At 70.6% G+C, this 25869-nt stretch carries 23 protein-coding genes; 10 read left to right on the top strand and 13 right to left on the bottom strand.

All coding sequences use genetic code 11. The features are described 5' to 3' along the window. The 5 genes from AC2YHT_RS02605 to AC2YHT_RS02625 form a co-directional block, all read right to left on the bottom strand. Complete coding sequence (locus AC2YHT_RS02605; protein WP_487288033.1) at positions 1-1626, bottom strand: HWE histidine kinase domain-containing protein; 1626 nt, start codon at positions 1624-1626, stop codon at positions 1-3. Between the two features lie 162 nt (positions 1627-1788). Further along, positions 1789-2904, bottom strand: a complete 1116-nt coding sequence (gene aroB, locus AC2YHT_RS02610) for a 3-dehydroquinate synthase (protein WP_487288034.1) — start codon at positions 2902-2904, stop codon at positions 1789-1791. Then, positions 2901-3509: a shikimate kinase gene (locus AC2YHT_RS02615; protein WP_487288035.1), complete on the bottom strand. Its 609-nt coding sequence runs from the start codon at positions 3507-3509 to the stop codon at positions 2901-2903. Before AC2YHT_RS02615 ends, aroB begins: the two co-directional genes overlap by 4 nt. 273 nt (positions 3510-3782) lie before the next feature. Next, positions 3783-5081: a carbohydrate porin gene (locus AC2YHT_RS02620; protein WP_487288036.1), complete on the bottom strand. Its 1299-nt coding sequence runs from the start codon at positions 5079-5081 to the stop codon at positions 3783-3785. After that, a complete protein-coding gene (locus tag AC2YHT_RS02625) occupies positions 5078-7507 on the bottom strand; it encodes a membrane-bound PQQ-dependent dehydrogenase, glucose/quinate/shikimate family (protein WP_487288037.1) in 2430 nt (809 codons plus the stop codon). The genes AC2YHT_RS02620 and AC2YHT_RS02625 overlap by 4 nt, the downstream gene beginning before the upstream one ends. Before the next feature lie 227 nt (positions 7508-7734). Here AC2YHT_RS02625 and AC2YHT_RS02630 point away from each other — a divergent pair, with 227 nt between their 5' ends. Then, entirely contained in the window at positions 7735-9240 is a 1506-nt protein-coding gene (locus tag AC2YHT_RS02630; protein WP_487288038.1) for a hypothetical protein, read from the top strand. Then, positions 9237-10169 carry a site-specific tyrosine recombinase XerD gene (locus tag AC2YHT_RS02635; protein ID WP_487288039.1) on the top strand — a complete coding sequence of 311 codons (933 nt, stop codon included), beginning with the start codon at positions 9237-9239 and terminating at the stop codon, positions 10167-10169. Before AC2YHT_RS02630 ends, AC2YHT_RS02635 begins: the two co-directional genes overlap by 4 nt. Here AC2YHT_RS02635 and AC2YHT_RS02640 read toward each other — a convergent pair. The 4 genes from AC2YHT_RS02640 to AC2YHT_RS02655 form a co-directional block, all read right to left on the bottom strand. Next, positions 10166-10594 carry a hypothetical protein gene (locus AC2YHT_RS02640; RefSeq protein WP_487288040.1) on the bottom strand — a complete coding sequence of 143 codons (429 nt, stop codon included), beginning with the start codon at positions 10592-10594 and terminating at the stop codon, positions 10166-10168. The two genes, AC2YHT_RS02635 and AC2YHT_RS02640, sit on opposite strands and share 4 nt — an antisense overlap. Positions 10595-10688: 94 nt before the next feature. After that, positions 10689-11288: a hypothetical protein gene (locus tag AC2YHT_RS02645; RefSeq protein ID WP_487288041.1), complete on the bottom strand. Its 600-nt coding sequence runs from the start codon at positions 11286-11288 to the stop codon at positions 10689-10691. Beyond that, positions 11285-11629 (bottom strand): hypothetical protein, encoded by a 345-nt coding sequence (locus AC2YHT_RS02650; protein WP_487288042.1) that lies wholly within the window; start codon positions 11627-11629, stop codon positions 11285-11287. Before AC2YHT_RS02650 ends, AC2YHT_RS02645 begins: the two co-directional genes overlap by 4 nt. A gap of 70 nt (positions 11630-11699) precedes the next feature. Further along, on the bottom strand, positions 11700-12971 hold the full coding sequence (locus AC2YHT_RS02655) for a cytochrome P450 (protein WP_487288043.1): 1272 nt from the start codon (positions 12969-12971) through the stop codon (positions 11700-11702). A 162-nt stretch (positions 12972-13133) separates the two neighbouring features. Here AC2YHT_RS02655 and AC2YHT_RS02660 point away from each other — a divergent pair, with 162 nt between their 5' ends. Both AC2YHT_RS02660 and AC2YHT_RS02665 read left to right on the top strand, forming a co-directional pair. Next, positions 13134-15155, top strand: a complete 2022-nt coding sequence (locus AC2YHT_RS02660) for a di-heme-cytochrome C peroxidase (protein ID WP_487288044.1) — start codon at positions 13134-13136, stop codon at positions 15153-15155. Between the two features lie 125 nt (positions 15156-15280). Beyond that, positions 15281-15502, top strand: coding sequence for an alkylphosphonate utilization protein (locus AC2YHT_RS02665; protein WP_487288045.1), 222 nt, complete (start codon positions 15281-15283; stop codon positions 15500-15502). An 8-nt stretch (positions 15503-15510) separates the two neighbouring features. On the opposite strand, the gene AC2YHT_RS02670 is transcribed toward AC2YHT_RS02665, so the two are convergent. From AC2YHT_RS02670 to AC2YHT_RS02685, 4 genes are all read right to left on the bottom strand, one after another. Further along, the gene (locus AC2YHT_RS02670) at positions 15511-16476 is read right to left on the bottom strand and encodes a phosphotransferase (protein ID WP_487288046.1); all 966 of its coding nucleotides are present in this window, start codon (positions 16474-16476) and stop codon (positions 15511-15513) included. 77 nt (positions 16477-16553) lie between these two features. Further along, positions 16554-17039: a VOC family protein gene (locus tag AC2YHT_RS02675; protein WP_487288047.1), complete on the bottom strand. Its 486-nt coding sequence runs from the start codon at positions 17037-17039 to the stop codon at positions 16554-16556. Between the two features lie 101 nt (positions 17040-17140). Continuing rightward, positions 17141-18211 carry a hypothetical protein gene (locus tag AC2YHT_RS02680; protein ID WP_487288048.1) on the bottom strand — a complete coding sequence of 357 codons (1071 nt, stop codon included), beginning with the start codon at positions 18209-18211 and terminating at the stop codon, positions 17141-17143. A 109-nt stretch (positions 18212-18320) separates the two neighbouring features. After that, on the bottom strand, positions 18321-19208 hold the full coding sequence (locus AC2YHT_RS02685; protein WP_487288049.1) for a LysR family transcriptional regulator: 888 nt from the start codon (positions 19206-19208) through the stop codon (positions 18321-18323). A gap of 120 nt (positions 19209-19328) precedes the next feature. Between AC2YHT_RS02685 and AC2YHT_RS02690 the strand changes: the two genes are divergently transcribed. The 6 genes from AC2YHT_RS02690 to AC2YHT_RS02715 all read left to right on the top strand — a co-directional run bounded on the left by AC2YHT_RS02690 (position 19329) and on the right by AC2YHT_RS02715 (position 25840). Next, positions 19329-20327 carry an aldo/keto reductase gene (locus AC2YHT_RS02690; protein WP_487288050.1) on the top strand — a complete coding sequence of 333 codons (999 nt, stop codon included), beginning with the start codon at positions 19329-19331 and terminating at the stop codon, positions 20325-20327. Between the two features lie 165 nt (positions 20328-20492). Then, the gene (locus AC2YHT_RS02695) at positions 20493-21518 is read left to right on the top strand and encodes a mechanosensitive ion channel family protein (RefSeq protein WP_487288051.1); all 1026 of its coding nucleotides are present in this window, start codon (positions 20493-20495) and stop codon (positions 21516-21518) included. A 2-nt stretch (positions 21519-21520) separates the two neighbouring features. Next, on the top strand, positions 21521-21772 hold the full coding sequence (locus AC2YHT_RS02700; RefSeq protein ID WP_487288052.1) for a hypothetical protein: 252 nt from the start codon (positions 21521-21523) through the stop codon (positions 21770-21772). 91 nt (positions 21773-21863) lie between these two features. Further along, complete coding sequence (locus AC2YHT_RS02705) at positions 21864-22913, top strand: HpcH/HpaI aldolase/citrate lyase family protein (protein WP_487288053.1); 1050 nt, start codon at positions 21864-21866, stop codon at positions 22911-22913. Between the two features lie 418 nt (positions 22914-23331). After that, a complete protein-coding gene (locus AC2YHT_RS02710; protein WP_487288054.1) occupies positions 23332-24372 on the top strand; it encodes a bifunctional nicotinamide-nucleotide adenylyltransferase/Nudix hydroxylase in 1041 nt (346 codons plus the stop codon). Between the two features lie 76 nt (positions 24373-24448). Then, entirely contained in the window at positions 24449-25840 is a 1392-nt protein-coding gene (locus tag AC2YHT_RS02715; protein ID WP_487288055.1) for a nicotinate phosphoribosyltransferase, read from the top strand. Positions 25841-25869 lie beyond the last annotated feature (29 nt).

A 25869-nucleotide genomic window follows, 5' to 3' on the forward strand; every position in this document is an offset into this window, starting at 1 on the left:
TCACGGCTCCAGGGCGGCCAAGGGCAGCGTCATCGCGCAGACCAGGCCAGATTGATCATAGGCGAGACGGACCACGCCGGACAACTCGCCGGCGAGGCCCTTCTCGAGAAGGCGGGCGCCGAACCCGCGACGGGTCGGCGGCGGGACGGGCGGGCCGCCGCTTTCGGTCCAGCGCAGGCGCAGGCGGGCGGAGGTCTCGGGCGAGGCCGGCTCGGTCGACCAGGCGATGCTCACTCGGCCGCCGGGCGTCGACAGGGCTCCGTACTTGGCGGCGTTGGTGGCCAGCTCGTGCACGGCCATGCCGACGGCCACGGTGGCCTTGGGATTGAGCCGCAGGTCGCGGGCGTAGTCGAAGTCCAGCCGCTCGCGGCCGCCGAAGGCTTCCAGCTCGGCGTCGACGATCTCGCGCAGGCTGGCGCTTTCCCAGTTCTGCTCGGTCAGCAGGTTGTGGGTCTGGGACAGGGCGATCAGCCGGGCCTCGAAGGCCTCGCGGAAGGCGGGGAGGTCGCTGGCGGCGCGCAGGGTCTGGGCGGCCATCGACTGGACGGTGACCAGGGTGTTCTTGACGCGATGGTTCAGCTCGTTGAGCAGCAGGCGCTGGCGCTCCTCGGCGCGCTTGCGCTCGGTGACGTCCAGAGACACCCCGGCCATGCGCCGCACGCCGCCGCCGATCACGGGTTCGTCGCGCACGGCGGCGCGGCCGCGGGCGTGCACCCAGCGGGTCTCGCCGCTGGGGATCACCACGCGGTATTCGATGTCGTATTCGCCGCCGGTGCGGATGGCCTCGTCCATCGCCGCCAGCATCCGGTCGCGGTCGCTGGCGTGGATGGTGGCCACCAGGTCGTCGAAGCCGAAGTCCTGGTCGGGGCCGCGGCCGTAGTTCGACCTGCAGATGTCGGAGGCGTCGTAGGCGCGGGTTTCGACGTCGAGCTCCCACGAGCCCAGGCGGCCCGAATCGAGGGCGAACTTCAGGCGCTCCTCGGCGCGCCGGCGTTCGGTGAGTTCGCGGTCGCCAGCCTCGCTCGCGCGGCTGCGCTCGATGGCGACGGCGGCCTGGGCGGCCAGGCCCATGATCACCGTCTCGGCGCGCGAGTCGAAGCGGGCCGGCTCGCGGTGGCCGAAGAACAGGCCGCCCAGCACCAGGCCGTCGGCGGTCTTCACCGGGGCGGCCAGATAGCTGCGCACCGGCAGGTGGCCCTCGGGCATGCCCTGGTTGGGCGCGTTCTTGCCGTAGCGGGGATCGGCCAGCACGTCGTCCGAACGCACCACGCCCACGCCGTCGAAGGTGGGTGCGAAGATCGCCGTCTTGCGCGGCATCGGGAAGTTGGCGAAGGCCTCGTCCGGCGCGCCCGCCAGGCCGTACAGCATGTAGCTTTCGCCGGTGCGGTCGATGACGTTGTAGAAGAAGGCCCCGAACTGGGCGCCGATCAGCTCGACGCCGCCGTCGATCACCGCCTGGACGGTCTCGCCCAGGCTCTGGTGCGCGCCGATGGCCGCCGCGATCCGGCTGAAGGCCTGGTTGCGGCGCACTTCCTCGGCATGAGCTTGCTGGGCCTCGGCCAAGCGCCGGCGGAGATCGAAGATCTCCTCGGTCGCGGCGCGTGCGTCAGCCTCCAAAACGGTCACCCCTGGGCTCCCCCTAGACCCCACGCCGACAAAGCGGTGCGTCGTCGTCAACGCACCGGATGCGGACCGGTTCCGGTCCGTCGGCAGAAAGCTTGACCATTGCGCGGATGCGGCGCCAAGAGGCGCCGACGCGGGGGCTGTGGACGAAACCGGACCAGTCGGTCAGCCGGCCGCGCCCTCGGCCACCAGGAAGGCGCGCAGCGGGGCCGGATCGACGCCCTTGGCGACGAAGGCATCGCCGATGGCGCGGACCAGCACGAAGGTCAGGGCGCCGCCCTCGGCCTTCTTGTCCTGGCCCATGTGGGCGATCAGGGCGTCGGCGTTGAAAGGTTCCGCGCGCACGTCCGACAGCTTGGTCGGCAGGCCGGCGGCCTTGATGGCGGCCTCGGCGCGGACGGCGTCCTGGGTCGAGCACAGGCCTTGCGAAGCCGAGAAGCGGAAGGCCTGGGCCATGCCGACGCCGACGGCCTCGCCGTGCTTGAGCGCGTCGCCGAAGCCCATCTCGGCCTCGATGGCGTGGCCGAAGGTGTGGCCGAGGTTCAGCAGGGCGCGGCGACCGGCCTCCTTCTCGTCCTCGGCGACGATCTCGGCCTTCATCTCGACGCTGCGGCCGACGGCGCGGACCAGGGCCTCGGTGTCGCGCTCGAGCACGGCGTGAACGTGCTTCTCCAGCCACTCGAAGAACGGGAAGTCGCCCAGCAGGCCGTACTTGACCACCTCGGCATAGCCGCAGGCCAGCTCGCGGGCGGGCAGGGTGGCCAGCACGTCGAGGTCGGCGAGCACCAGGCGCGGCTGGTGGAAGGCGCCGATCAGGTTCTTGCCGCGCGGGGTGTCGATGGCGGTCTTGCCGCCGACCGAGCTGTCGACCTGGGCCAAGAGGGTGGTCGGGATCTGGATGAAGTCGACGCCGCGCTTGTAGATCGCCGCCGCGAAGCCGGCGAGGTCGCCGATCACGCCGCCGCCGAAGGCCACGATCATGTCGCCGCGGTCCAGCGCCAGGGCCAGCAGCTGGTCCGACAGGTGGGCCAGACCCTCGAAGCTCTTGGTCTCCTCGCCCGGCGGCAGGACGATGACGTCGACCGCGGCGCCGGCCTTCTCCAGCGACACCGACAGCCGCTCGACATGGTGCTCGCCGACATTGGCGTCGGTGACCACGGCGCAGCGTTTGCGCTTGGACAGGAACGGCAGGACGTACTCGCCGGCCTTGTCGATCAGGCCCGTGCCGATGACGACGTCGTAGGCGCGATCGCCCAGGCCCACGGGAACGGTGCGGATCACGGCTGTACTCTTTCGGAAGCGTCGCCAGCGGGAGTGTCGCTGGCGGAAGCGGCGGCGAGGCGGCCCTGCAGGGCGGCGATGACGGCCTCGACGGCCACCATGTGGGGCGTGTCGCCGGTCTCGACGGTCAGGTGGGCCTCGCCATAGGCGGGATAGCGGGTGGTCGCCTGTTCGCGCAGCACGTCCATCGGGTCGCGGTTCTTCAGCAGCGGCCGGCCGTCCTTGCGGCCGACGCGGCGGGCCAGCAGTTCCAGATCGGCCTTGAGCCAGACGGCGATGGCCTTGTCCTTGATCAGGGCGCGGGTCTCGGCGTTGACGAAGGCTCCGCCGCCGGTGGCCAGCACGTGGGGCGGATCCTCCAGCAGGCGGGCGATCACCCGCCGCTCGCCGTCGCGGAAGGCGGCCTCGCCCATCTCGGCGAAGATCTCGGGAATGCCGCGGCCGGCGGCGCGCTCGACCTCGTTGTCGGCGTCGCGGAACGGCAGGTCGAGGGTCTGGGCCAGGCGGCGGCCGACGCTGGACTTGCCCACGCCCATCAATCCGACCAGCACGATGGTCTGGTCACGGAGCTCTGGATAGCGCGGCGGGGCGAGGTCGGCGGTCATGGTCGATCCCCCCGATACACGACCCGAGCCGCCGCCGCCACGCCCCGGGTTCCGCTTATTCCTGGGGCGGGCGTTAGTTTTGCGGCAGGGGAGGGGGGATGGGCGTTCGCCTGCCGCCGCTCCCCAATCCGACTTTCCCCGCGAAGGCGGGGATCCAAGCTGGCTGTCAGAAGGAGGAGCGGCCGTGGATCATCTCCAGACTCGGCTTGGATCCCCGCCTTCGCGGGGACGCACGGAGGAAAAAGCGTCCAGCTTGGTGAACGCCGATCCGCTTCAGAACTGCGCCTTGATCTGCGCCCCCACCGCCAGGGCGTTGGGCGTCGAGCGATAGCTGAAGGCGCCGGGGTCGATGATGTACTGCACGTCGGGGCGCACGATCAGCCAGCGGGTCGCCTGCCAGCCGTAGCTGAGCTCGATCGCGGTTTCGCCGGCCGGCAGCGAGGCGTAGTCGACCAGGGTCGGCGAGGCGTCCGCATAGGCCTGGCGCAGGCGTGGATTGAGCTCAGCGTGGACGATCCCGAGCGCAATGGTGTCGGCGTCGCGGCCGGGGAAGGTGCCGGTCTGCACGAAGCCCGCCTCGTACCAGCGGGTGATCGGGGCCGAGGCCTTGGGATTGAGGGTGACCTGGCCGAACAGCGACAGGCCCCGGCCGCCGCTCCCTTGGCGCCAGACCATCTGGTCGGCCAGCAGGTAGACGCCGTAGCGGCCCTTCACCTTGCCGGTCTCGCCCTGCCGGGTGACGCGTGAGCTGTCGTAATAGGCGCCGAGCTTGTAGTGGCCGGGCAGGCCTCCCCCAGAATTGTGAGAGGCCGCGCCGCGGTCGTATTCGACCTCCAGCGGCAGCATCACTCCGGTCGAGCCCGAGGCGAACGGCTTGTAGGCGTTGGCCTTGTTGTTCAGCGACGGGTTCACCTGGTAGGCGCCGGTGCGCACCAGCAGGTTCGGCCGCACGGCGTAGCGCACGGCCAGGCCCCAGCGGGCGTTGGGGTAGTTGTACCAGCCGCTGTCGCCCGACATCGACAGCGGGTGGGCGCAGAAGGCGGCGTTGACCAGGTTGCAGCCGATGGCCATGCCGCCCAGGTCGTTGCCCATGGCGAAATAGCCGGCCCGCAGGTTCAGCCGCCCGCCGTCCAGCTTCTGCTCGATGGAAGCCTCGGTCAGCCGGGAATACTGGCCGCCATAGGCTTCCTGGATCGGCAGGCGGTTGCCGACCACGTCGGACGACACGCCCTTGCCGCGCCGGTCGTTGAAGGTCAGGTGGGCGATGGCGCCCGACCAGCCCGACAGTTTCTCCAGGTCGAAGTCGGCGCCGACCCGGATCTGCTGGGTGTAGCCGCCGCCATGGCGCAGGCCGCCGTCGATGGCGCTGAAGGTCTCCGAGACGTAGTCGCCGCGGAAGGCGATCCCGTCTTCGGCGAGGTCGGTGCGGACGCCGCCCCAGTCGCCGGTCAGGGTCGTGCGCTCTTCGGCCAGAGCGGATGAGACGAGGGCGGACGAGACGAGCGCCGACGAGGCGAGGAGCGCCGCCGCCAGACCGGCGGCGGCGCTCAGCCGTTCGAGACGCCCGCTCATTTCAGGGCGTAGGCGATGACGTAGTCGCCGCGGTCGGGCGACTGGCGGGCGCCGCCGGCGGTGATGACGACGTACTGCTTGCCGGTCTTGGGCGAGCGGTAGCTCATCGGGCCGCCCTGGCTGCCGACCGGCAGGCGGGCCTTCCAGACCTCCTTGCCCGTCGCCGAGCTGAAGGCCCGCAGGTAGTAGTCCTGGGTGCCGGCGAAGAAGACGAGGCCGCCCTGGGTGGCCAGGCTGCCGCCCAGGGTGGGCAGGCCGATCGGCATGGGCAGGCCCATCTTGATCCCCAGCGGGCCGGTGTCGCGCACCGTGCCGACCGGAACCTGCCACTTGATCTTCTGGGTCTTCATGTCGATGGCGGTCATGGTGCCGTAGGGCGGGGCCTGGCAGGGGATGCCCAGCACCGACAGGAAGCGGTTCTTGTTCACCGAATAGGGCGTGCCCTTCAGGGGGACGGCGCCCATGCCGGTGTTGACCGCCTCGCCGCCGGCGGCGGCCGTGGCCTTGGCGGCCTGCGGCGTCATCTCCACCCAGAGGCCCAGCCGCATGTCGTTGACGAAGATGGTGTTGGTGGTCGGGTCGGTCGACAGCCCGCCCCAGTTCATGCCGCCCAGCGAGCCGGGGAAGCTCAGCGACTTGTCCGTGCCCGGCGCGGTGTAGAGCCCCTCATAGCGCATGCCCTTGAAGGCGATGCGGCACAGCAACTGGTCGAAGGGCGTGGCGCCCCACATGTCGGCTTCCTTCAGGGTCTGGGACCCGATCTGCGGCATGCCGACCGACTTGGGCTGGGTCAGGGCGTAGGGCTCGCCGGGGATGTTGGCGGCCTTGACCGGGACGTTCTCGACCTTGGTCAGCGGCTTGCCGGTGGCGCGGTCGAGTACATAGAGCTGGCCGGCCTTGGTGCCGAACACCAGGGCCGGAACCGAGCCGCCGCCGGCCTTGGGGAAGTCGATGAAGCTGGGCTGCATCGGCACGTCGAAGTCCCAGAGGTCGTTGTGGACGGTCTGGAACACCCACTTCTCGCGGCCCGTGGTGGCGTCGAGCGCCAGCATCGAGGCGCCGTAGCGGTGGTCGAGCGCGCTGCGGGTGACGCCATAGAGGTCGACCGAGGCGCTGCCCACCGGCATGAACACGGTGTTGGAGGCGGCGTCGTACGACATCGACGACCAGACATTGGGCGTCGAGCGGGCGTAGGTCTTGCCGGCCGGCGGGTCCTTGGTGACCGACGGATCGCCCGGATCGAAGGCCCAGCGCAGGGCGCCGGTGATGACGTCGAAGCCGCGCACCACGCCGCCGGGCATGTCGACCTGGACGTTGTCGGCGATGCGGCCGCCGACCACGATGGTGGTGCCGGCCAGGGTCGGGGCGGCGGTCAGCTGGTACTGCGGGTCGGGCGCGTCGCCCAGGCCGGCCTTCAGATCGACGCGGCCGCCGGTTCCGAAGCCTTCGCAGGCCTTGCCGGTGTCGGCGTCGAAGGCCATCAGCACGGCGTTGATGGTGTTCATCAGGATGCGGCGGCGGCAGGGCGCGCCTTCCGGCACGCTCGCCGTCAGGATCGGCGTGGCGCCGGAGACGGTGGGCTGGGCGAGCGGCGCGCCGGCGTCGAAATAGGCCAGGCCCCGGCAGCGCATCCACACCGAGGCGTGGGCGTCGACGATCGTCTTCCACTTTTCGCGGCCGGTGTCGGCGTCCAGGGCGATGACGTTGTTGTGCGGGGTGCAGATGTAGACGGTGTCGCCGACCTGCAGCGGGGTGTCCTGGTCCTCGGCGCCGTTGCCGTCGCTGACCGCCACGTCGCCGGTGCGGTAGGTCCAGGCGACCTTCAGATCCTTGACGTTGTCGCGGGTGATCTCGCCCAGGGCCACGAAGCGGCTGGCGCCGGGGGTGTTGCCGTAGGCCTCCCAGTTCTTCTGGGCCTTGGCCGGGTCGACCGGGACGAGGCCGCCCGCCGCGCCGGCGAAGGCCACGGTGGGATGGGCGAAGAACATGCTGGCGAAGCCGGCGGCCGAGCCCACGGCCAGAACCGCGCCGAGCGCCAGGGCCGGAACGAAGGCCGGCGACTTGCCGCTGGCCCGCGCCATCAGCGGATAGGAGAAGGCGACCACGGCCGCGCCGACGCTGAGCGCCAACAGGCGTGAGATCAGCGGCCAGAACGCAAAGCCCGACTCCCAGACCGCCCACAGCACCGTCAGCACGAACACCGCGCCGAACAGCAGGGCGCCGCTCGCCTTGGCCCGGCAGATCTGCACGCCCGCCGCGACCAGCGCCAGGCCCGCGACCAGGAAGTAGGGACTGCCGCCCAGGCTCAGCAGCTTGCCGCCGCCGACCACGAAGAACAGCCCGGCGGCTAGGATGACCGCGCCCAGCAGCAGCAGCCACAGCCTGGCCACGGGCGGGAGGCGATTATCGGGGGGAGAAAGGGGCATTCGGCGGGATCTCCTGCGGATGATCGGCGCTGCTCGACCACTCCCGTCCGACCGGACGTTGGAGCCCCCCAAGGCTCAAGCTCACGCAACGTAAGCTGTACATTTCCGCAATTGGACCCAAATTCGGCGGCCCGCAAGCCTTTCTGGACGACCAAGGTTACGTCCGCGCCCCCTTCCGGCCGCCGGACCGTCTTCTGCCTGCCGTGCTTCCTTGCCATAGTGGGGGCATGGCTTTCTCCCCGCGTTCCTCGCTCCTGCTCGCCGCCGCCCTGTCGGTGATCGCCGTCGCTTCCGCCCGGGCCCAGGAGGCGCCGCCGGCTTCGGGGGCGGTGGCCGTGACCACCCTGGCGCCGCCGGACCTGTTCTCGACGCCGGCCGCCGAGACGGGGCTGCCGGGCGACCTGTGGAAGGACGCCTCGCCGGAGCTGATGCGCCAGATCCTGCCAACCCTCGCGGCCAGGCCGCTGTCGCCGGCCTTCGCCGAACTGGCCCGCCGGGTGCTGGCGACCGGGGCCCATGCGCCCAAGGGCGTGGGCGACGATCCGGCGATGGGCGGAGCGCGGGCTCTGGCCCTGGTCGCCCTGGGCGAGGCGGCGGGCGCCAAGCAGGTGCTGGACCGCACGCCGGGCCTCGACCAGAACGCCGCCCTGGCCATGGCCGCGGCCGAGGCCAACCTGATCCGTGGCGACGACGAGCGGGCCTGCGCCATCGCCGACGCCCTCAGCGTCGATCGCGGGGCGGGCTACTGGCTGCGGCTGCGGGCCTTCTGCCAGCAGCGCGCGGGTCAGCTCGACCAGGCCCAGCTGACCTTCAACCTCGCCCAGCAGCAGGGCAAGGATCCCGCCTACGCCCGGCTGATGACCGCCTTGCTGGCCAAGACGCCGGCGACGGGGACGGGCGACCTGAGCAGCGGGATCAACTTCGCCCTGTCGACCACCCTGGCGCTGGAGATCCGCACGCCGGCGGCGGCGGCCACGGCCTCGCCCGCCCTGCGCCCGGTGATCGCGCCGGCCCCGACCGACGTGGCGGCCGCGCAGGCCTCGGACTGGGCGTTCCTGCGCACCGCCAGGCCGGGGGCGGACTACGCCGCCGCCGCCCGCGCCGCCGCGCCGCTGATCGCTACTGCGGCTGGGGCCGGAGGACCGATCGACCAGGCGCTGTTCCTGCGCGCGGCCCTGGCGGCGGGCGACGTCAAGACCGCCCAGGCGATCCGCGGCGGCATGACGGCCGACGCCATCCCCGGCGTCGGTCCGCAGGACCTGGCCCTGTTCGACGCGGCCCTGGCGGCGGCGTCGGGCGGCTCGACCGACCAGGCGCTGGACCGGCTGGTGGAGCTGGGCGCGGCGGGCGGACCTAAGTCGCCGGCCCAGCCGGCCGCCGTGGTGCTGCAAGCCCTGGGCGGGGCGTTGAGCCCCGAGGACCGCGCGACCTTCGCCGGCTTCGAGGCCGGCAAGTCCACCGCCTCGGCCGCGCGCCTGGCTTTGCTCGACAGCGCCGCCGCCGCCGGCCGCAAGGGCGAGGCCGCCCTGCTGGCCCTGTCGGTTGCGGCGGAAGCCGGCGTGGCCGGCCCGTCGGCGGGCGACCGCGCCCGCATCGTCTCGGCCCTGAACCGCGCGGGCTTGGCCGCCGACGCCCGGGCGATCGCCGTCGAAGGCCTGCTGCCCGCGCCGCCGGCCCCGCCGAAGGCGGCAGCGCCCAAGCCGGCCGCCAAGCCTGCGGCGAAGAAGAAGTGAGCGCGCCCAAAGGGGGGGGGAGGGCAGAGGGCTGGGTCGAGGCCTTCCTGGAGATGATGGCCGTCGAGCGCGCGGCCGCCGCCAACACCCTGCGCGCCTACGAGAAGGACCTGGCCGACGCCCGGGGCTTCCTGGGACGGGCGGGCAATGATCTCGACGCCGCCGACGCCGAAGCGATCGAGGCCTATTTCCAGGACCTCGGCGCGCGCGGACTTTCACCGGCTACCGCCGCCAGGCGGCGTTCGGCCGTGCGGCAGTTCTATCGCTTCGCCCTGGGCGAGGGCTGGCGGGCCGACGATCCTTCCCGCCGGGTGGTCGCGCCCAAGGCCGGCCGGCCCCTGCCCAAGGTGCTGTCGCGGGCCGAGATCGACGCCCTGCTGGCCGCCGCCTCGGCCAAGGACGGGGCCCAGGGCCTGCGCCTGACCTGCATCATCGAACTGCTCTACGCCTCGGGCCTGCGGATATCGGAGCTGCTGGCCCTGCCGCTGTCGGCCCTGGCGCGGGATCCGGCCTTCCTGATGGTCAAGGGCAAGGGCGGTAAGGAGCGGCTGGCCCCGCTGAACGACGCGGCCCGCACGGCGGTGAAGGCCTATTTAGAGGAAAGGCCACAATTCCTGCCAAAGGGTGAGAAGGCCAGCGCCTGGCTCTTTCCCTCGCGCGGCAAGGGCGGGCGGCTGACGGGGCGGCGCGTCTCGCAACTGCTGGAGGACGCCGCCATCGCCGCCGGCATCGACCGCGAGAAGGTCAGCCCCCACGTCCTGCGCCACGCCTTCGCCACCCACCTGCTGGAGGGCGGCGCCGACCTGCGCGTCATCCAGACCCTGCTGGGCCACGCCGACATCGGCACCACCCAGATCTACACCCACGTCGCCGGCGAACACCTGGCCGAGGTGGTGCGGACCAAGCATCCGCTGGGGCGGAAGGGTTAGAGTACGCCGCGCCGCCGCCGTCCGAAGACCAGGGCGGCGATGACGGCCAGGGCGATCACCAGGATGGGCGTGGCGAGGCAGACGGCGTTCAGCAGCAATTGCGGCAGCCCGTCGTCCGGCAGGCTCCAAGGCGGCAGGCTCCAGGGTAGCAGGGCCGACAGCAGTAGCGCGCTTCCGGCGGTCGCTAGCCCAGCCACGACGCGCAGGGCGACCAGGACGCCGCGTCCGGGCGGCGGCGCGCGCCTGGCCGCCAGTCCGCCAGCGGCGAGCACGACCAGGGCCAGCGGCAGGCCGATGAAGCAGAAGAGGATTTCCGGATAGGACTCGGCGGGCCGCCCCGCTAGCACCCAGGCCAGGGGCGTGAAGGCGAAGACCGCCATCGCCGCCGTGAGCGCCGCGCCCAGTGCAAGCAGTGCGAACCTCATCGACGCCTGTCGCCCCCTTCGTTCCACCTCTGGGCCGAGCATGCCACGCGTCGATGCAGATCGTATGCAGCGCCTGTCGACAAGCCGCGGAAGCCTAGGTCGTCGCCGACGCCGCCGTCACGATGCTGACCGAGAAGATCCGGTAGATCCCGTCCTCGCAGCCGCCGCCGAAGGCGCCCGCGTCGATGGCGGCCCTGGCCGCGTCGAGAGTGTCGAACAGACAGCGGGCGTTGACCGGCAGCTCTTCCGCGACGCTGTTGCAGGACAGTGGTGAGTGGCAGAGGAAGTCGTCGAACACCACCACGTCGTAGCCGATCAGCTGGGTCTTCAGGCCTTCCGACGGCGGGACGACGGCGGTGTCCACGCCGGGCGCGGTCGGCGGCGACAGCGGTCGCCAGTCGCTGGGATCGAAGGTCCAGCCGTCGGACGGGATCTCCCGCTCGTAGACCTCGTAGTAGAACAGCACGCCGTCATCGACGGCCTTGCCCGCGCTCGGATCGGGATCGGGCAGGCGGCTCCACAGGTCGGCGGGCGCATTGGCGACGCCGAAGCCGTTGTGCGCCCAGATGTTCTGGAGATCGATCACGTCCTCGTTGACGCAGTCGGAGACGCTGCAGACGTCGGCGATCGCCGCCCCCTGCAAGAATTCCGGCGGGGTGACGATGCGCTTGAGGAGATAGCCGGCGGGGATCATGGATGAGCCGCCTTGCCGTTTTCGTCATCGGCGGCAGTCCAGGTCACCGGCCCCCAAGGCTGGATGTCGACCCAGGCCTTCGCAGCGCCGAGGCTTTCGAAGTAGCCGCCGAACCAGCCATCGACGCGGTAGAGCCACCCGCCGGGACCGAGCGGATGAGGTTCGGGCCTTTTCAAGCCGTCGGGATTGCCGATGGATTCCTCGTACTCATAGTCGTCGAGTTCGGCTTCGTACCCGTGGTCGTAGTTGCTGGCCTTGATCTCGACGAGTTGGGGCACGCTGCCGTCATAGAACCAGACGCCGGTGGCGACGACCTTGTCCCATACCTTCTCGAACCGCATCGACGACGCCCGGCTGACTGAAACGTGCTGGCGGCGAGAATGCGGGAGCCGAGGGGCTCCCGCAACGCCCCTACTTGGTCAGCACCAGGCTTTCCGGGAACGGGCCGCCCTTGAAGTCGAGATGGCCGGCCGCGCCCGCCGCGCGCTTGCAGAAGCCGGCCTTGATGATCTGCTTGGCCAGTTCGGGGGCCTGCATCAGGCTGACCTGGTCGCCCAGGCAGCGGTGCTCGCCAAAGCCCAGGTGCAGGTAGTGATAGGCCGGGCGGCCGGGCTTGAAGGTTTCCGGATCGGGAACCACCGTGCCGTCGTGCATGGCCGAGGCGACGCTGGCGAACACCACCGTGCCGGCCGCCAGGGTGGTCTGGCGCGGGGTGCCGGCGGCGATCGTGTAGGGCTCGACCAGCAGGCGGACCACGAACGGGGCCATCGGGTTGAAGCGCAGGGCCTCCCAGAAGATGGCGTCGAAGGTCGCGTCGTCATTGGCCTGGGCCGCGCGCTTGGCGGCGACCATCTGGTCGGGCCGGTCGAGCAGCTGGTCGATCGCCTGGACGATGGCGGCCGAGGTGGTCTCGATGCCGCCGACCAGCAGGCCCATGGTGTTGGACAGGATCCGGCCCTGGTCGAAGCCGATCTGCGGCGGGGTCTGCAGGCGCAGCATGCGCGAGACGACGTCGTCGAGCTTGGGATCGGCCTTCACCTGCTTGGCGCGGCGGGGCAGGAAGTCTTCCAGGTAGGACCGCATCTCGGCCCCGGCGGCGATGTTGGCCGCATGGACCTTGGGGTCGTCGGTCAGGTTGTGGAACATGTCGTTCTGGGTGGCGTAGGACCAGCGCAGCATCGCCGTCAGGTCCGGCCCCGGAAAGCCGAAGTACTGGCCGGTCAGGGCGATCGGGCCGGGACGGGTGACCTGCGAGACCAGCTCCAGCCGGCCGTCGGGCGAGGCGCCCTGGGCGATCAGCTTGGCGCCGATCTTGGCCACCGTCTGGCGCACGCTGGGCAGGTCGGCCTGCTGGATCAGGGCGCGCATGATGCTCTTGTCGCGCTGGTTGTAGACCGTGCCGTCGCGGGCCAGCATGAACGGGCCGACGGCCGGGTCCATCTTGGGGGCGTAGGGCTTGACCGTGAACTGCAGGTTCCGGGTCAGGGCCTCCTCGACGTCGGCGAACATCGCCAGGAGGGTCGGCCCGCCGGGCGTGACCAGGATCGGCCGCCGGGTTCGCAATTCCTTGAACAGCGCCAAGGGCTTGGTGGCGATCCACTGATAGAGGAGGCCCAGTTTCTGCTGCGGCTGCTGCGCGGCGTCGTAGGCGTCCAGGAACGATGATGCTGCGACATCGACCATCTTTGACCTCGGCTTGGCGGGTTTGGTTGTTCTGAAAAAAAAGCGGCCCCGAGACGCGCCCGCCACGAGAGGGCGATGCGCATCACTTCCAGAAATTGTATCCCATGTTGATGAGTCCTCAAAATTGCATTCTTATGGGGTGCGTCGCGGAGGGGAACGTCGATGTCGGGATTCAAGAAAGCCGCCTTGTGGATCTTGGCGCTGGTCGTCTTCGTGGCGGTGGGGATCGGGATCCAGAAGGTCCTGTCCTTCGTCGAGCCGCCGCTGCCGCCGGCCCAGCCGGTGCGCGAGGCCCGCTGGCTCGACCAGGGCTGGAGCGAGAGCGACCGCTACTGGTTCCACCACGCCACCCAGGGCACCTCGACCCTGCCGATCCCCTACGCCTGGTTCGTGGCCGTGGCCGAACCGAAGATCCTGCCCGGCAAGGAGACGCTGTTCATCAACGACGGCTACATGCAGAAGCTGGGCTTCATCCCCAGCCCGCCGTCGGGCGGCGGCCAGGCGGGTCCCGCCGGTTGGCGCGAGAAGGCCTACGGCTACAAGCACAAGATCGGCGGCGTGGCCGCCGACGCCAAGGTCGAGAGCAACCAGGGCCTCAATCCGGCCGGCATGCCGGTGGGCTTCGCGATCACCAAGGCCTATGCCGATCCGACCACCGGCAAGATGCTGCCCGACCAGGTGGGCCTGACCTGCGCGGCCTGCCACACGGGCCACCTGGAATATAACGGCGTCTCCCTGCGCATCGACGGCGGCAACGCCGCCTCGAGCCTGGGCCAGCTGACCAGCACCCTGGGCGCGGCCCTGCTGCTGACCGACGTGCTGCCCTGGCGCTTCAATTCGTTCGCCGACCGGGTGCTCGGCCCCAAGGCCACCAAGGCCCAGCGCAAGCAGCTGCACGCCGACCTGAAGGCGACGATCAAGACCCTGGCCGCGGCGGCCAAGGCGACGTCGGCGATCGACAAGCGCGACGGCGTGCCCGAGGGCTTCAACCGCCTGGACGCCCTCAACCGCATCGGCAACGAGGTGTTCTACGTCAACCTGCTGCCGGTGAAGTCGGCGACCTTCGACCCGCTGGTCAACTATGCGGCCCTGAGCGCGCCGGTGAAGTATCCGCACCTGTGGACCACGCCGTGGTTCACCTGGGCGCAGTACGACGGCTCGATCGGCCAGCCGGCCATCCGCAATGTCGGCGAGGCGATCGGGGTGCTGGCGCGGGTGAACATGACCACCTACGACCAGCCCCACAAGCTGTGGGACTCGTCGGTGCCGGTGGGCAACCTGGCGCGGATGGAGCAGCAGATCGAAGGCCCCAACCCGCTGGATCGCGAGCCCGACGGCCGGGTGCGCGGCTTCAAGGGCCTGTCGGGTCCGAAGTGGCCGCAGGACGTGCTGGGCCGGATCGACATCGCCAAGGCGGAGGCGGGCCGCAAGGTCTACGCCCTGCGCTGCCAGGGCTGCCACCTGCCGCCGGTCGATGACCCCAATCAGGCGCTCTACACCCCCTCGCTGTGGACCACGGCCAACGAGCACGGCGAGAGCTATCTGAAGGTCAACATCATCCCGCTCAGCGTGGTTGGCACCGATCCCGGCCAGGCCGAGATCCTGTCGGCCCGCAAGATCAAGACGCCGCTGGCCCTGGGTCTGCAGCCGGGCGTGACCGACCCGACCACGGGGGTGACCTGCTTCACGACGCCGACGCCGGCGGCCACCGACATGACCTTCGGCCAAGCCCTGGCCTCGGCGGTGCAGTTCGTGGTCGACAAGTTCCACGTCGACGAGGGCACGCCGATCAAGAGCCTCGAGGCCGACGCCGACAAGGGCAACCGTCCCAACTGCATCCAGGCCCCGCCGGCCTACAAGGCCCGGCCGCTGAACGGCATCTGGGCGGCGCCGCCCTATCTGCATAACGGCTCGGTGCCGTCGCTCACCGCCCTGCTGGGCGCGCCGGGCGAGCGGCCGTCGAGCTTCTGCCTGGGCAACCGCGCCTACGACCCCAAGGCCGTCGGCCTGGACGTCAAGGCCGCCTGCCCGCGCGGGGCCTTCAAGCTGGACGTCAGCGTCAAGGGCAGCTCCAACAAGGGCCACGAGTTCCGCGACGCCCCGGCCGGGACCAAGGGCGTGGTCGGCCCGGCCCTTACCGCGCAGGAGCGGGCGGCGGTGATCGAGTTCCTGAAGACGCAGTAGGGAGAAGACCCTGCAGGAAAAGACGGCCGGAGGCCTTTACGCCTTCGGCCGCCGCATCCTAGAAAGCCCGCAACTTTTGTAAGGGCTTCGCCTTCGCGCCGCCCGGCCGACGAAGGAGACTATCCATGTCCGACGAAACCCGCGATTCCAACGGCGCGATCCTGGCCGACGGCGACAACGTCACCCTGATCAAGGACCTGAAGGTCAAGGGCTCGGGCGGCGTGACCCTCAAGCGCGGCACCCTGGTCAAGAAGATCCGCCTGACCGGCGACCCCGAAGAGATCGAGGCCAATGTCGACAAGGTGAGGGGCCTGGTGCTGCGGACGGAGTTCGTCAAGAAGGCCTGAGGCGGCGCCTAGGCCGCCGCCAGCCGCGCCAGGCCGTACTCGACCCGGCCGTCCCAGGTGTCCAGCAGCGGTTCGCCGACGCCGAGGGCGGCGTGCAGGTTGGCCAGGGGACGGGCCGGCGTCGCCTCGGCGAGGCGGGCGTCGGGGCGCTCGTTCGCCGCGGCGGTCAGGAACATCACCGCGTAGAACAGGTGGCTGACCCGGCGCGCCAGGGCCAGGCGGCCGCGCTGCGCGTCGGTCGGCGGCGCGCCGAAATAGACGGCCAGCAGGCGGTCGGCGGCCTCGGGGCCGGGGGCGAACAGGTTGGCGATTGCGGCCAGGTCGACATAGCGGTCGGCCAGGAACGCCGACTCCCAGTCGATCAGCCACAGCCGGGCGCCGTCGCTGAGGATGTTGCGGGGATTGAGGTCGTTGTGGCTGGAGACCGGCTCGCACCCCGCCGCGCGGCTGGCCGTGGCCAGTCCGTCCCACAGGCTCGCCGTCGCCTCGCGGGTCGCCGGCGCCAGCAGCGGCCGGGCCAGCAGGCCGCGCACCAGGCCCTCGAGGGCGTCGAGATAGTCGATCGCCGGCGGGAAGGCCGGGGTCTCGTGCAGCAGGCGCACGGTGCGGGCCAGTTCGTCCACCAGGGCGCCGCCGGGGAAGTCCGACAGGGGCCGGGCCTCGATCCACTCCACGATCGTCACGCCGCTCTCCGCATCGGCCCAGCGCAGGCGCGGGCTGAACAGGGCGTCGGCGGCGATGCGCTGGCAGGCCTGGGCGCGGGCCGGATCGCGCACGGCGTCGCGGGCCGTGTCGATGCGCAGCGCATAGGGGACGCCGCCGACGCGGATGCGCCAGCTGCCGGCGCCGGAGAGCCCGCCGGTCAGCCGCGTCTCGGAATCGACGGCGTCGGCCGCGAACGCCGTCCGCAGGGCGCGGGCGACGGCGGGGATCCGGGCGACGGAAGAGGGGGCGGAAGAGGCGGCGGACGACATGGGCGGCGGCTCCCTGAAAAGCGCGCCGCCTAATTTGTCCGGATAAAAATCAGAGTCAATATTACCCGGGTTAAATCCTATTCGCCCTGCGCGGCCCTCTCCAGGGTCGGCACGTCGATCTTCACCATCTGCATCATGGCGGCGAAGACGCGGCCGGCGACGGCCTTGTCGGGACCGGTGGTCAGCTCGATCAGCTGGCGCGGGGTGATCTGCCAGGAGAGGCCGTAGCGGTCCTTCAGCCAGCCGCAGGCCGAGGGCTGGCCGCCGCCGGCCAGCAGGGCGTCCCAGTAGTGGTCGACGTCGGCCTGGCCGTCGCAGTCGACGGTGAACGACACCGCCTCGTCGAACTTGAAGTGCGGGCCGCCGTTCAGCGCGGTGAAGCCCTGGCCGTCGAGCTCGAAATAGACCGTCGACACCGAGCCGCCCGGCCCGGCCGGCGGTGGCACGTCGTCGGGATAGCGGTTGACCGACAGGATCCGCGAATTGGGGAAGATCGAGACGTAGAACTCGGCGGCCTCCTCGGCCTGGGTGTCGAACCACAGGAACGGGGTGATCTTGGGCATGGCGTCCTCCTCCTGGCTGGCGGCCTGGTCGCCGCGTCTTCCCGAGGACGAAGGAACGCCCGCCGCCCCGACATCGTCGAGGCGAATTTTCGCGGGGGCCGTCAGATCGAGCGGTCGACCGTCTTTCCGACGTTGCTCAGGGTCGCCAGGGCGACCGCCGCGGTCGAGGCGGCGGCGCTGACCGGAACGGCCAGGGTGGCGGCGGTCGCCGAGGCCGTGCTCGCAGGCGCCGTGGTCCCGATCGCGGCCGTCTTTGAGGTTTCGGCCGCGAGGGCGGCGTCCCGGGCCTTGCGGGCGGCGATGACGTCCGACCAGCGAAAGCCCCACGCGGAGCTGTCGTCGACCTGGTCGCTGACGTCGCGGCCGTTGGCGATGGCCGTGACCTCGCCCGTCGAGCGCACCGACACCGACCAGCCGGCCTCGCCGGCCGACTGGGTGAAGTCGCCGATCCTGAGCTTGCCCTCGGTCGTGCGGTAGAGCGGCGCGCCCGTGACCTCGAACCGGCTGTTCATCCCACGGAGCGTGGCGTTCAGGCTGGAGAGGCCCCTGTTGATCCACTTTTCGGAGATGTAGACCATCATGTCGACCTCGCCGCCCATCCCCTGGGCGCGCATTTCGTCGAACTTGGCCGTGTTGTTCAGCATCCAGACGCCGCCGTTGATCAGGCTGATGTCCAGGCCCAGCATCTCGATGTTGTTGCGCGCGGCCTTGGCCATGCCTGTGGCCATCTGGTTGTTCTCGGAGGCGAGCGAGCCCTTGGGGTAGGTCTCGACCGGCGCGGCGACGGCCGTGGTCGCGCCCGTGGTCGGGGTGACGGCGACAGCGGTCGTGGGCGTTGCGTCGGACGTTTCGGCGGGCTTCTGCGCGGCGTCTTTCGCCAGGGCCGCCTTGGCCTCCGGGGACAGGTCCACCTTCACGGCCGGCTCGACATATTCCGGAAGGTTCAGCGCCTGGATGGACGTCTCGGCCTGCGCCAGTATGGCTTCGCGCCGCTCGTAAGCGCCCGCCGCCTGGGCGTACATGTCCTTGCGGTTCTGGGCCTGCTTCAGATAGGCGGCCTCGTCGAACGACACGTGAGCAAACTCGTAAAGACGCCGCAGCCCCGGCAAGCTCGCCTGGGCGTGCGCCACGGGGTCGTAGCTGTAGGGAGAGGGGGCGACGGCCGTGACCATGGAAGTCCTCACCGGTGCGCGTGCTGCGCGTGTCGAGTTTTCAAGCTCAACATGAGGGCGAGTTGTGAACAGCGCGTAAACCTTGTCGCGCGTTGGGCCGTGTCGGCGCTTAGAACCGCATCCAGTCGATGAAGGCCCGCAGGGCCGGGGAGAGCTGGCGGCGGCTGGGGTAGTAGAGGAAGAAGCCGGGGAAGGGCTCGCACCAGTCTTCCAGCAGCGAGACGAGACGGCCGGCGGCGATGTCGTCGGCGACGGCTTCGCGGAACGGGAAGGCCAGTCCCGCCCCGCCCTTGCAGGCCTCCAGCAGCACCGCGCCGTTGTCGGTGAGCAGGCAGGCGGGCGGGGTGACGACGACGAGGCGGCCCTTGCGCTCGAACTCCCACGGATAGGGCGCGCCGGAGGACCGGCGCACCAGCAGGCAGCGGTGGCCGCTCATCAGGTCTTCCGGCTCCTGGGGGGCGCCGTGGCGGGCGATGTAGTCGGGGGTGGCGACCAGGGCCTGGGAGAGCTCGCCGCTCAAGGGGATGGCGATCATGTCGGCCTGCAGCCGCTCGCCCAGGCGCACGCCGCAGTCGAAGCCGCCGGCGACGATGTCGGACAGGGCGTCCTCGCAGACGATCTCGACCCGCACGTCGGGATAGGCGTTCATGAAGCCGCCGATGCGCGGGGCCAGCAGCATGCGGGCGGCCGTGGTGGCGATGTTGATGCGCAGGCGCCCGGCGGGTCGGTCGCGGAACTGGGCGATCTCGTCGAGCGCCGCGTCGATGTCGGCCAGGGCGGGGCCAAGTCTCGCGAGCAGCCGCTCGCCGGCCTCGGTGGGGGCGACGCTGCGGGTGGTGCGGTTGAGCAGCCGCACGTCCAGCCGGGTCTCCAGGTTGCGGATCGCGTGGCTGAGCGCGGAGGCCGTCACCCCCAGGGCCTGGGCGGCGGCGCGGAAGCTGCGGCGCTCGGCCACCAGGGCGAAGACGGCGAGGTCGGGCAGGGGGCGGGGCGACATTGCTGAGAGATGCTCAGGAGTGCGTTGAGACCGCAAGCGGTTATCGTTTGGCCCGCCAAGGCCCATCTCCCTGCCGTCGCGGCGACGTCCGCGGCCCCCATTTCGCACAAGGAGCTGCCCATGAAGACGCGCAAACTCGGCGACGGCCTGGAGGTCTCCGCCCTCGGTCTCGGCTGCATGGGCATGAGCTGGGCCTATGGCCCCGCGCCCGACAAGCAGGCGATGTTCGACCTGATGGCCAAGGCGGTGGACCTGGGCGTCACCTTCTTCGACACCGCCGAGGTCTATGGCCCCTATGTCAACGAAGAGCTGGTCGGCGAAGGCCTGAAGCCCTTCTGCGACAAGGTCGTGATCGCCACCAAGTTCGGCTTCGACATCGGGCCCGACGAGTCCGGGACCGTGCGCATGAAGGGCGTCAACTCGCGGCCCGACAACATCCGCGCCGTGGCCGAGGCGTCGCTCAAGCGCCTGGGCGTCGAGGCGATCGACCTCTTCTACCAGCACCGCGTCGATCCCGGCGTGCCGATCGAGGACGTGGCCGGAACGGTCAGGGACCTGATCGCCGAGGGCAAGGTCAAGCACTTCGGCCTGTCGGAAGCCGGGGCGGCGACGATCCGCAAGGCCCATGCGGTGCAGCCGGTGGCGGCGCTGCAGAGCGAGTATTCGCTGTGGACGCGCGGGATCGAGGCCCAGGTGCTGCCGACCATCCGCGAGCTGGGCATCGGTCTCGTCCCCTACAGCCCGCTGGGCCGGGGCTTCCTGACCGGCGCGATCAAGGCCGGCGACGGTTTCGGCAAGGACGACTTCCGCTCGACCCTGCCGCGCTTCCAGGGCGAGGCCATCGCCAAGAACCAGTCGCTGGTCGAGGCGCTGGTCGAACTGGCCGGCGAAAAGGGTGTGACCCCCGCTCAGCTAGCGCTGGCCTGGCTGCTGGCCCAGGGCCCGGACATCGCGCCGATCCCCGGCACGACCAAGGTCGCGCGGCTGGAGGAGAACATCGGCGCGGTGGACGTGGCGCTGAGCGCCGACGACTTGGCGAAGATCGCCGCCGCGGTGCCGGAGACGGCGGTCGAGGGCGAGCGGTATGCCGAGGCCGGGCTGGCGATGGTGGGGCGCTAGCCGGCTGGCGCCGGCCCCCTCAGTCGCTCCGCGACAGCTCCCCCAGAGGGGGAGCATCTGCGGCGATAGATCCTCCCCCTCTGGGGGAGGTGGCCCGGAGGGCCGGAGGGGGTCTGCGGCGGCGGGGCTTGAAAGCCGCGCCGACGACGGCTCAAACTCCACCCCATGACCGACAACCCGCTGCAACGCCTGGACGCCCTGGAGCTGGTCAAGCTCGGCAAGTCGGCGATCACGGTGGGGGGCTTGGGGGCCGGGATCGTCATCGTCATCGCCGCCCTGCTGGCCGCGCGGCTGGCTGCGGCGGGGCTGCGGCGGCTGCGGGCGCGGGCGGCCGACAACGCCTCGTCGCTGTATGTGGTCGAGAAGCTGACGACCTACGGCCTGGTTGTGGTGGGCCTGCTGGCGGGCCTGTCGACCATGGGCATCGACCTGACCTCGCTGACGGTGTTCGCCGGCGCGGTCGGGGTGGGCGTGGGCCTTGGTCTGCAGGGGGTGATCAAGGACTTTGCGTCGGGCGTCAGCCTGGTGTTCGAGCGGCTGATCGCGGTGGGCGACTTCGTCGAGCTGTCGAACGGCTCGCGCGGGGTGGTGCACGAGATCGGGCCGCGCGCCACGCGCCTGCGCACCAACGACGCCACCGACGTGATCGTGCCCAACTCGGTGCTGGTCAACGACCAGGTGGTCAACTGGACCCTGCGCAACACCACCCGCCGCATCCGCGTGCCGTTCGTCACCGCCTTCGGGGTCGACAAGGAGGTGGTGCGCGAGGCGGTGCTGAAGGCGGCCCGCAGCGTGCCCTTCACCAGCGCCGACGACGCCGTGCGCCGCACCCAGGTGTGGTTGGTCGGCTATGGCGAGCACGCCCTGAAGTTCGAGCTGATCGTCTGGCCGACCGTGGAAGCCGTGCGCCGGCCGGCGGCGATCTTCGCGGCCTATACCTGGGCCATCGACGACGCCCTGCGCGGGGCCGGGATCGAGATCCCCTATCCGCAGCGCGACGTGCGGCTGCGGGGGCTGTTCGGCGAGGAGGGCGAGGACGCGCGGGCGGCCCTGCGGCTGGAACCGCGCGCGGCGCGCAAGGCTCGGGGCAAGGCGGCGACCCACGTCTCGCAGAACGACGCCGCCGACGAACTGGGCCGCGAGGATCCGGACGAGGCGCCGCCGCCGAGGCCGGGACAGGGAGCAGCCTGACAATGCAGACAGTGGAAACGTCCGAGGAGGTCGAGATCGCGTCGGCCTTGCACCCTCGTCGCCGCTTCGTGGTGCTGTTGCGGGGTGACGGCCTCTTCGCGTGGGCGGAGCAGTACCACTACGTTTCGGAACATGAGGGCGAGGTGGTCGCAGAGGGGTGGCATACCCTGTCGCCGGAGGGGATCTACGCCTCGGCCGAGGTCGCCGCGGCGGAGGGGCGCGCGGCCATGCGGAGCCGGCTCGGCGGGGAGTAGCTGAGGCCTTCCCCCGCGTCGCCCTTGACCCCCTCGCGCCCGCGCCGCAGTCTTCTCGCAACTGCGAAATAAGAACACAGGGAAGACGCGCATGAAGACCGCCCGAGGCTTCTTCAAACCCCTGGCCATCGGCGCGCCGGCGCCGTGGCGCGAGCTGCCCGCCCGCGTCGAGCGGATGATCCACTTCGTGCCGCCGCATCTGGAGAAGGTGCGGGCCAAGGTCGGCGAGATCGCCCCCACGGTCGACGTGATCCTGGCCAATCTGGAGGACGCCATCCCCGCCGACGCCAAGGGCGCGGCCCTGGCGGGCACGATCGCCCTGTCGCGCGAGGTCGACTTCAAGGCCCTGGGCGTGGGGCTGTGGGTGCGGATCAACTGCCTCAACTCGCCCTGGCACCTGGACGAGGTGGCGACCCTGGTCGAGAAGGCCGGCGACCGGATCGACGTGATCATGGTCCCCAAGGTCGAGGGGCCGTGGGACATCTTCTACATCGACCAGCTGCTGGCCTCGCTGGAGGCCAAGCACGGGGTGACCCGGCCGATCCTGCTGCACGCCATCCTCGAGACGGCCGAGGGGGTGATGAACGTCGAGCAGATCGCCGGCGCCAGCCCGCGCATGCAGGGGATTTCGCTGGGTCCGGCGGATCTGGCGGCCAGCCGGGCGATGAAGACCACCCGGGTCGGCGGCGGCCATCCGGGCTACCGCGTCATCGAAGATCCGCATACGGACGGATCGCCCCGCGTCAGCGTGCAGCAGGACCTCTGGCACTACACCTTCGCCAAGATGGTCGACGCCTGCGCGGCCCATGGCGTCAAGCCGTTCTACGGGCCGTTCGGGGCGATCGACGATCCGGTCGCCTGCGAGCAGCAGTTCCGCAACGCCTTCCTGATGGGCTGCGCCGGGGCCTGGAGCCTGCACCCCAGTCAGATCGCCATCGCCAAGCAGGTCTTCAGCCCCGACCCGGCCGAGGTGGCCTTCGCCAAGCGGATTCTGGAGGCCATGCCCGACGGTTCGGGCGTGGCGATGATCGACGGCAAGATGCAGGACGACGCCACCTGGAAACAGGCCAAGGTGATGGTCGACTGCGCCAAGCAGATCGCCGCCAAGGACGCGGAATACGCGGCGCTCTACGGGTTCTGAGGTCTCCTTGCCCGCTCCCTATCCGCCCGTCATTCCCGCCCTTGTGGCTGACAGAGGGGGTCTCACCATAGGGGCGGCTTGGATCCGTTGCGGATGGCAGGCGCGAAAACCCTCTCTCTTAGAGAGAGGGAGGGGCCCATCGCGCAGCGATGGGAGGGTGAGTGGTTACACCTTCAGCCGGCGTGCCAGCACATCGCCCGCAACAGCGCCAAGATCGTCGCCAAGATTGTCCGGGGGCTTCGCCTACCCACTCACCCTCCCACGCCTACGGCGCGGGCCCCTCCCTCTCTCCATGAGAGAGGGTTTCCCTAAAGAAGGCGAGCCCTGCACGTCCGGGTTGACAACACCTTTTGCTCAAAGTTAGCATAACCCATGTCGCCGGATAGACCGGCGGCGGACATCGGCGTGAGGGAGTCTCATGCGCTTCGACTATCTGGTCCTGATCGGACGCTTCCAGCCGTTCCACAACGGCCACGCCAGCGTGCTGAAACATGCGCTGCGGCTGGCGGAGAAGGTGATCGTGCTCACCGGCAGCGCCGGCCAGCCGCGCACCATCCGCAACCCCTTCAACGCCGCCGAGCGGGCCGTGATGATCCGCGCCGCGGCCGGCGACGACGCGGCCCGGCTGATCGTGGCGCCGCTGCGCGACCGCCTCTATGGCGACACCCTGTGGGTCGGCGACGTGCAGCGTCTGGTGGCCGAGGCCCTGGTGGCGGACGGCGCCGGTGAAGACGCCAAGGTCGGCCTGATCGGCCGCAACAAGGACGACGCCACCGCGACCTATCTGGCGGCTTTTCCGCAGTGGGAGCTGGTCGACGTGCAGCACGCCGACGTGCTGTCGGCCACCGAACTGCGCGACTGGCTGTTCGCCGGCGAGGCGGGGGGTCTGCGCCTCGTGGAGGCCAATGTGCCCGGGCCGGTGTTCGAGATGCTCGGCGCCTTCCGCGACGGCTCGCCCGCCTACGCCCAGCTGGCCCGCGAGCACGCCTTCATCAAGACCTATCGCCAGGCCTGGGCCGCCGCGCCCTATCCGCCGACCTTCGTCACCGCCGACGCGGTGGTCGTGCATTCCGGCCACGTGCTGCTGGTGCGCCGCCGGGCCGAGCCGGGCAAGGGGCTGTGGGCCCTGCCGGGCGGCTTCGTGAACCAGGGCGAGACGGTGCAGGCCGCCGCGATCCGCGAGCTGCATGAGGAGACGCGCCTGAAGATCCCGCCGGCCGTGCTGCGCGGCTCGATCAAGGCCGCGCGGGTGTTCGACCACCCCGACCGCTCGCTGCGCGGGCGGACCATCACCCACGCCTTCCACTTCGACTTCCCCGCCGGCCCGCTGCCGCGCGTGAAGGGCTCCGACGACGCCGAGCAGGCGCGCTGGGTTCCCGTCAGCGAGGCGCTGCTGATGGAGGAGCAGTTCTTCGAGGACCACTTCCACATCCTCGAACACTTCGTCGGCGCCGCCTGACGGCGCTTTCAGATCAAATCCACGAAACCGCCCCGAGAGACGAGACGGTCACTCCCCGCGCGAAGGAGCTTCCGCGATGTTCGACAACCTGATCCTCGACACCGACAGCTACAAGGCCAGCCACTGGCTGCAATATCCGCCCGGCGTGACCGGCGCCTTCTCCTATGTGGAGAGCCGGGGCGGGCGCTACGACCGCACGGTCTTCTTCGGCCTGCAGGCGATCCTGAAGACGGCGCTGGCCAGGCCGGTGACCCACGCCATGGTCGACGAGGCCGCCGAGCTGCTGGCGGCGCACGGCGAGCCGTTCAACGAGGCCGGCTGGCGGCGGATCGTCGACGTGCACGGCGGCCGCCTGCCGGTGCGCATCCGCGCCGTGCCGGAAGGGACGGTGGTTCCGACGCACCAGGCGCTGATGACCATCGAGAACACCGACCCGGAGTGCTTCTGGCTGCCGTCGTACCTGGAGACCCTGCTGCTGCGGGTCTGGTATCCGGTGACCGTCGCCACCACCAGCTGGGGCGTCAAGCAGACGATCCGCGCGGCGCTGGAGAAGACCAGCGACGATCCGGCCGGCCAGCTGCCGTTCAAGCTGCACGACTTCGGGGCGCGGGGCGTCTCCAGCCGGGAGAGCGCCGCGATCGGCGGGCTGGCCCACCTCGTCAACTTCCTGGGCAGCGACACCCTGGCGGCGGTGCAGGCCGGGCGCGCCTGGTACAACGAGCCCATGGCCGCCTTCTCCATCCCAGCCGCCGAGCACAGCACGATCACCAGCTGGGGCCGCGACCGCGAGGCCGACGCCTACCGCAACATGCTCAAGAGCTTCGGCAAGCCCGGCGCCCTGTTCTCGGTGGTGTCCGACAGCTACGACCTGTTCGACGCCGTCAGCCGGATCTGGGGCCAGGAGTTGCGCGACGAGGTGATCGCCAGCGGCGCGACCCTGGTGGTGCGGCCCGACTCCGGCGATCCCGTCAGCATCGTCGCCGAAACCCTGAAGCGCCTCGACGAGGCCTTCGGCAGCACGGTCAACGCCAAGGGCTACAAGGTGCTGAACCACGTGCGGGTGATCCAGGGCGATGGGGTCAATCCGGTCAGCATCGCCGCGATCCTGGAGCGGGTGATCGCCGATGGCTTCGCCGCCGACAACCTCGCCTTCGGCATGGGCGGCGGCTTGCTGCAACAACTCGACCGCGACACCCAGCGCTTTGCTTTGAAGTGCTCGGCCGCCAAGGTCGACGGGGTGTGGATCGACGTCAGCAAGAACCCCGTCACCGACCCCGGCAAGCGCTCCAAGGCCGGGCGGCTGATGCTGCAGACGAACGCGGCCGGCGACTACCGGACGGTGGCGGTGGGCGAAGACGAGGCGGTGGAGGCCGGCTGGACCGACGCCATGGTCACGGTGTGGGAGGACGGGGCGCTGCTGGTGGACCACACGCTGGCCGACGTGCGGGCGCGCAGCGAGGCGGCTTAGCCGCTCCGCGCTCCGGCCGCTGCGGCCGA

The organism is Caulobacter sp. SRI_008 (genome assembly GCF_057586355.1).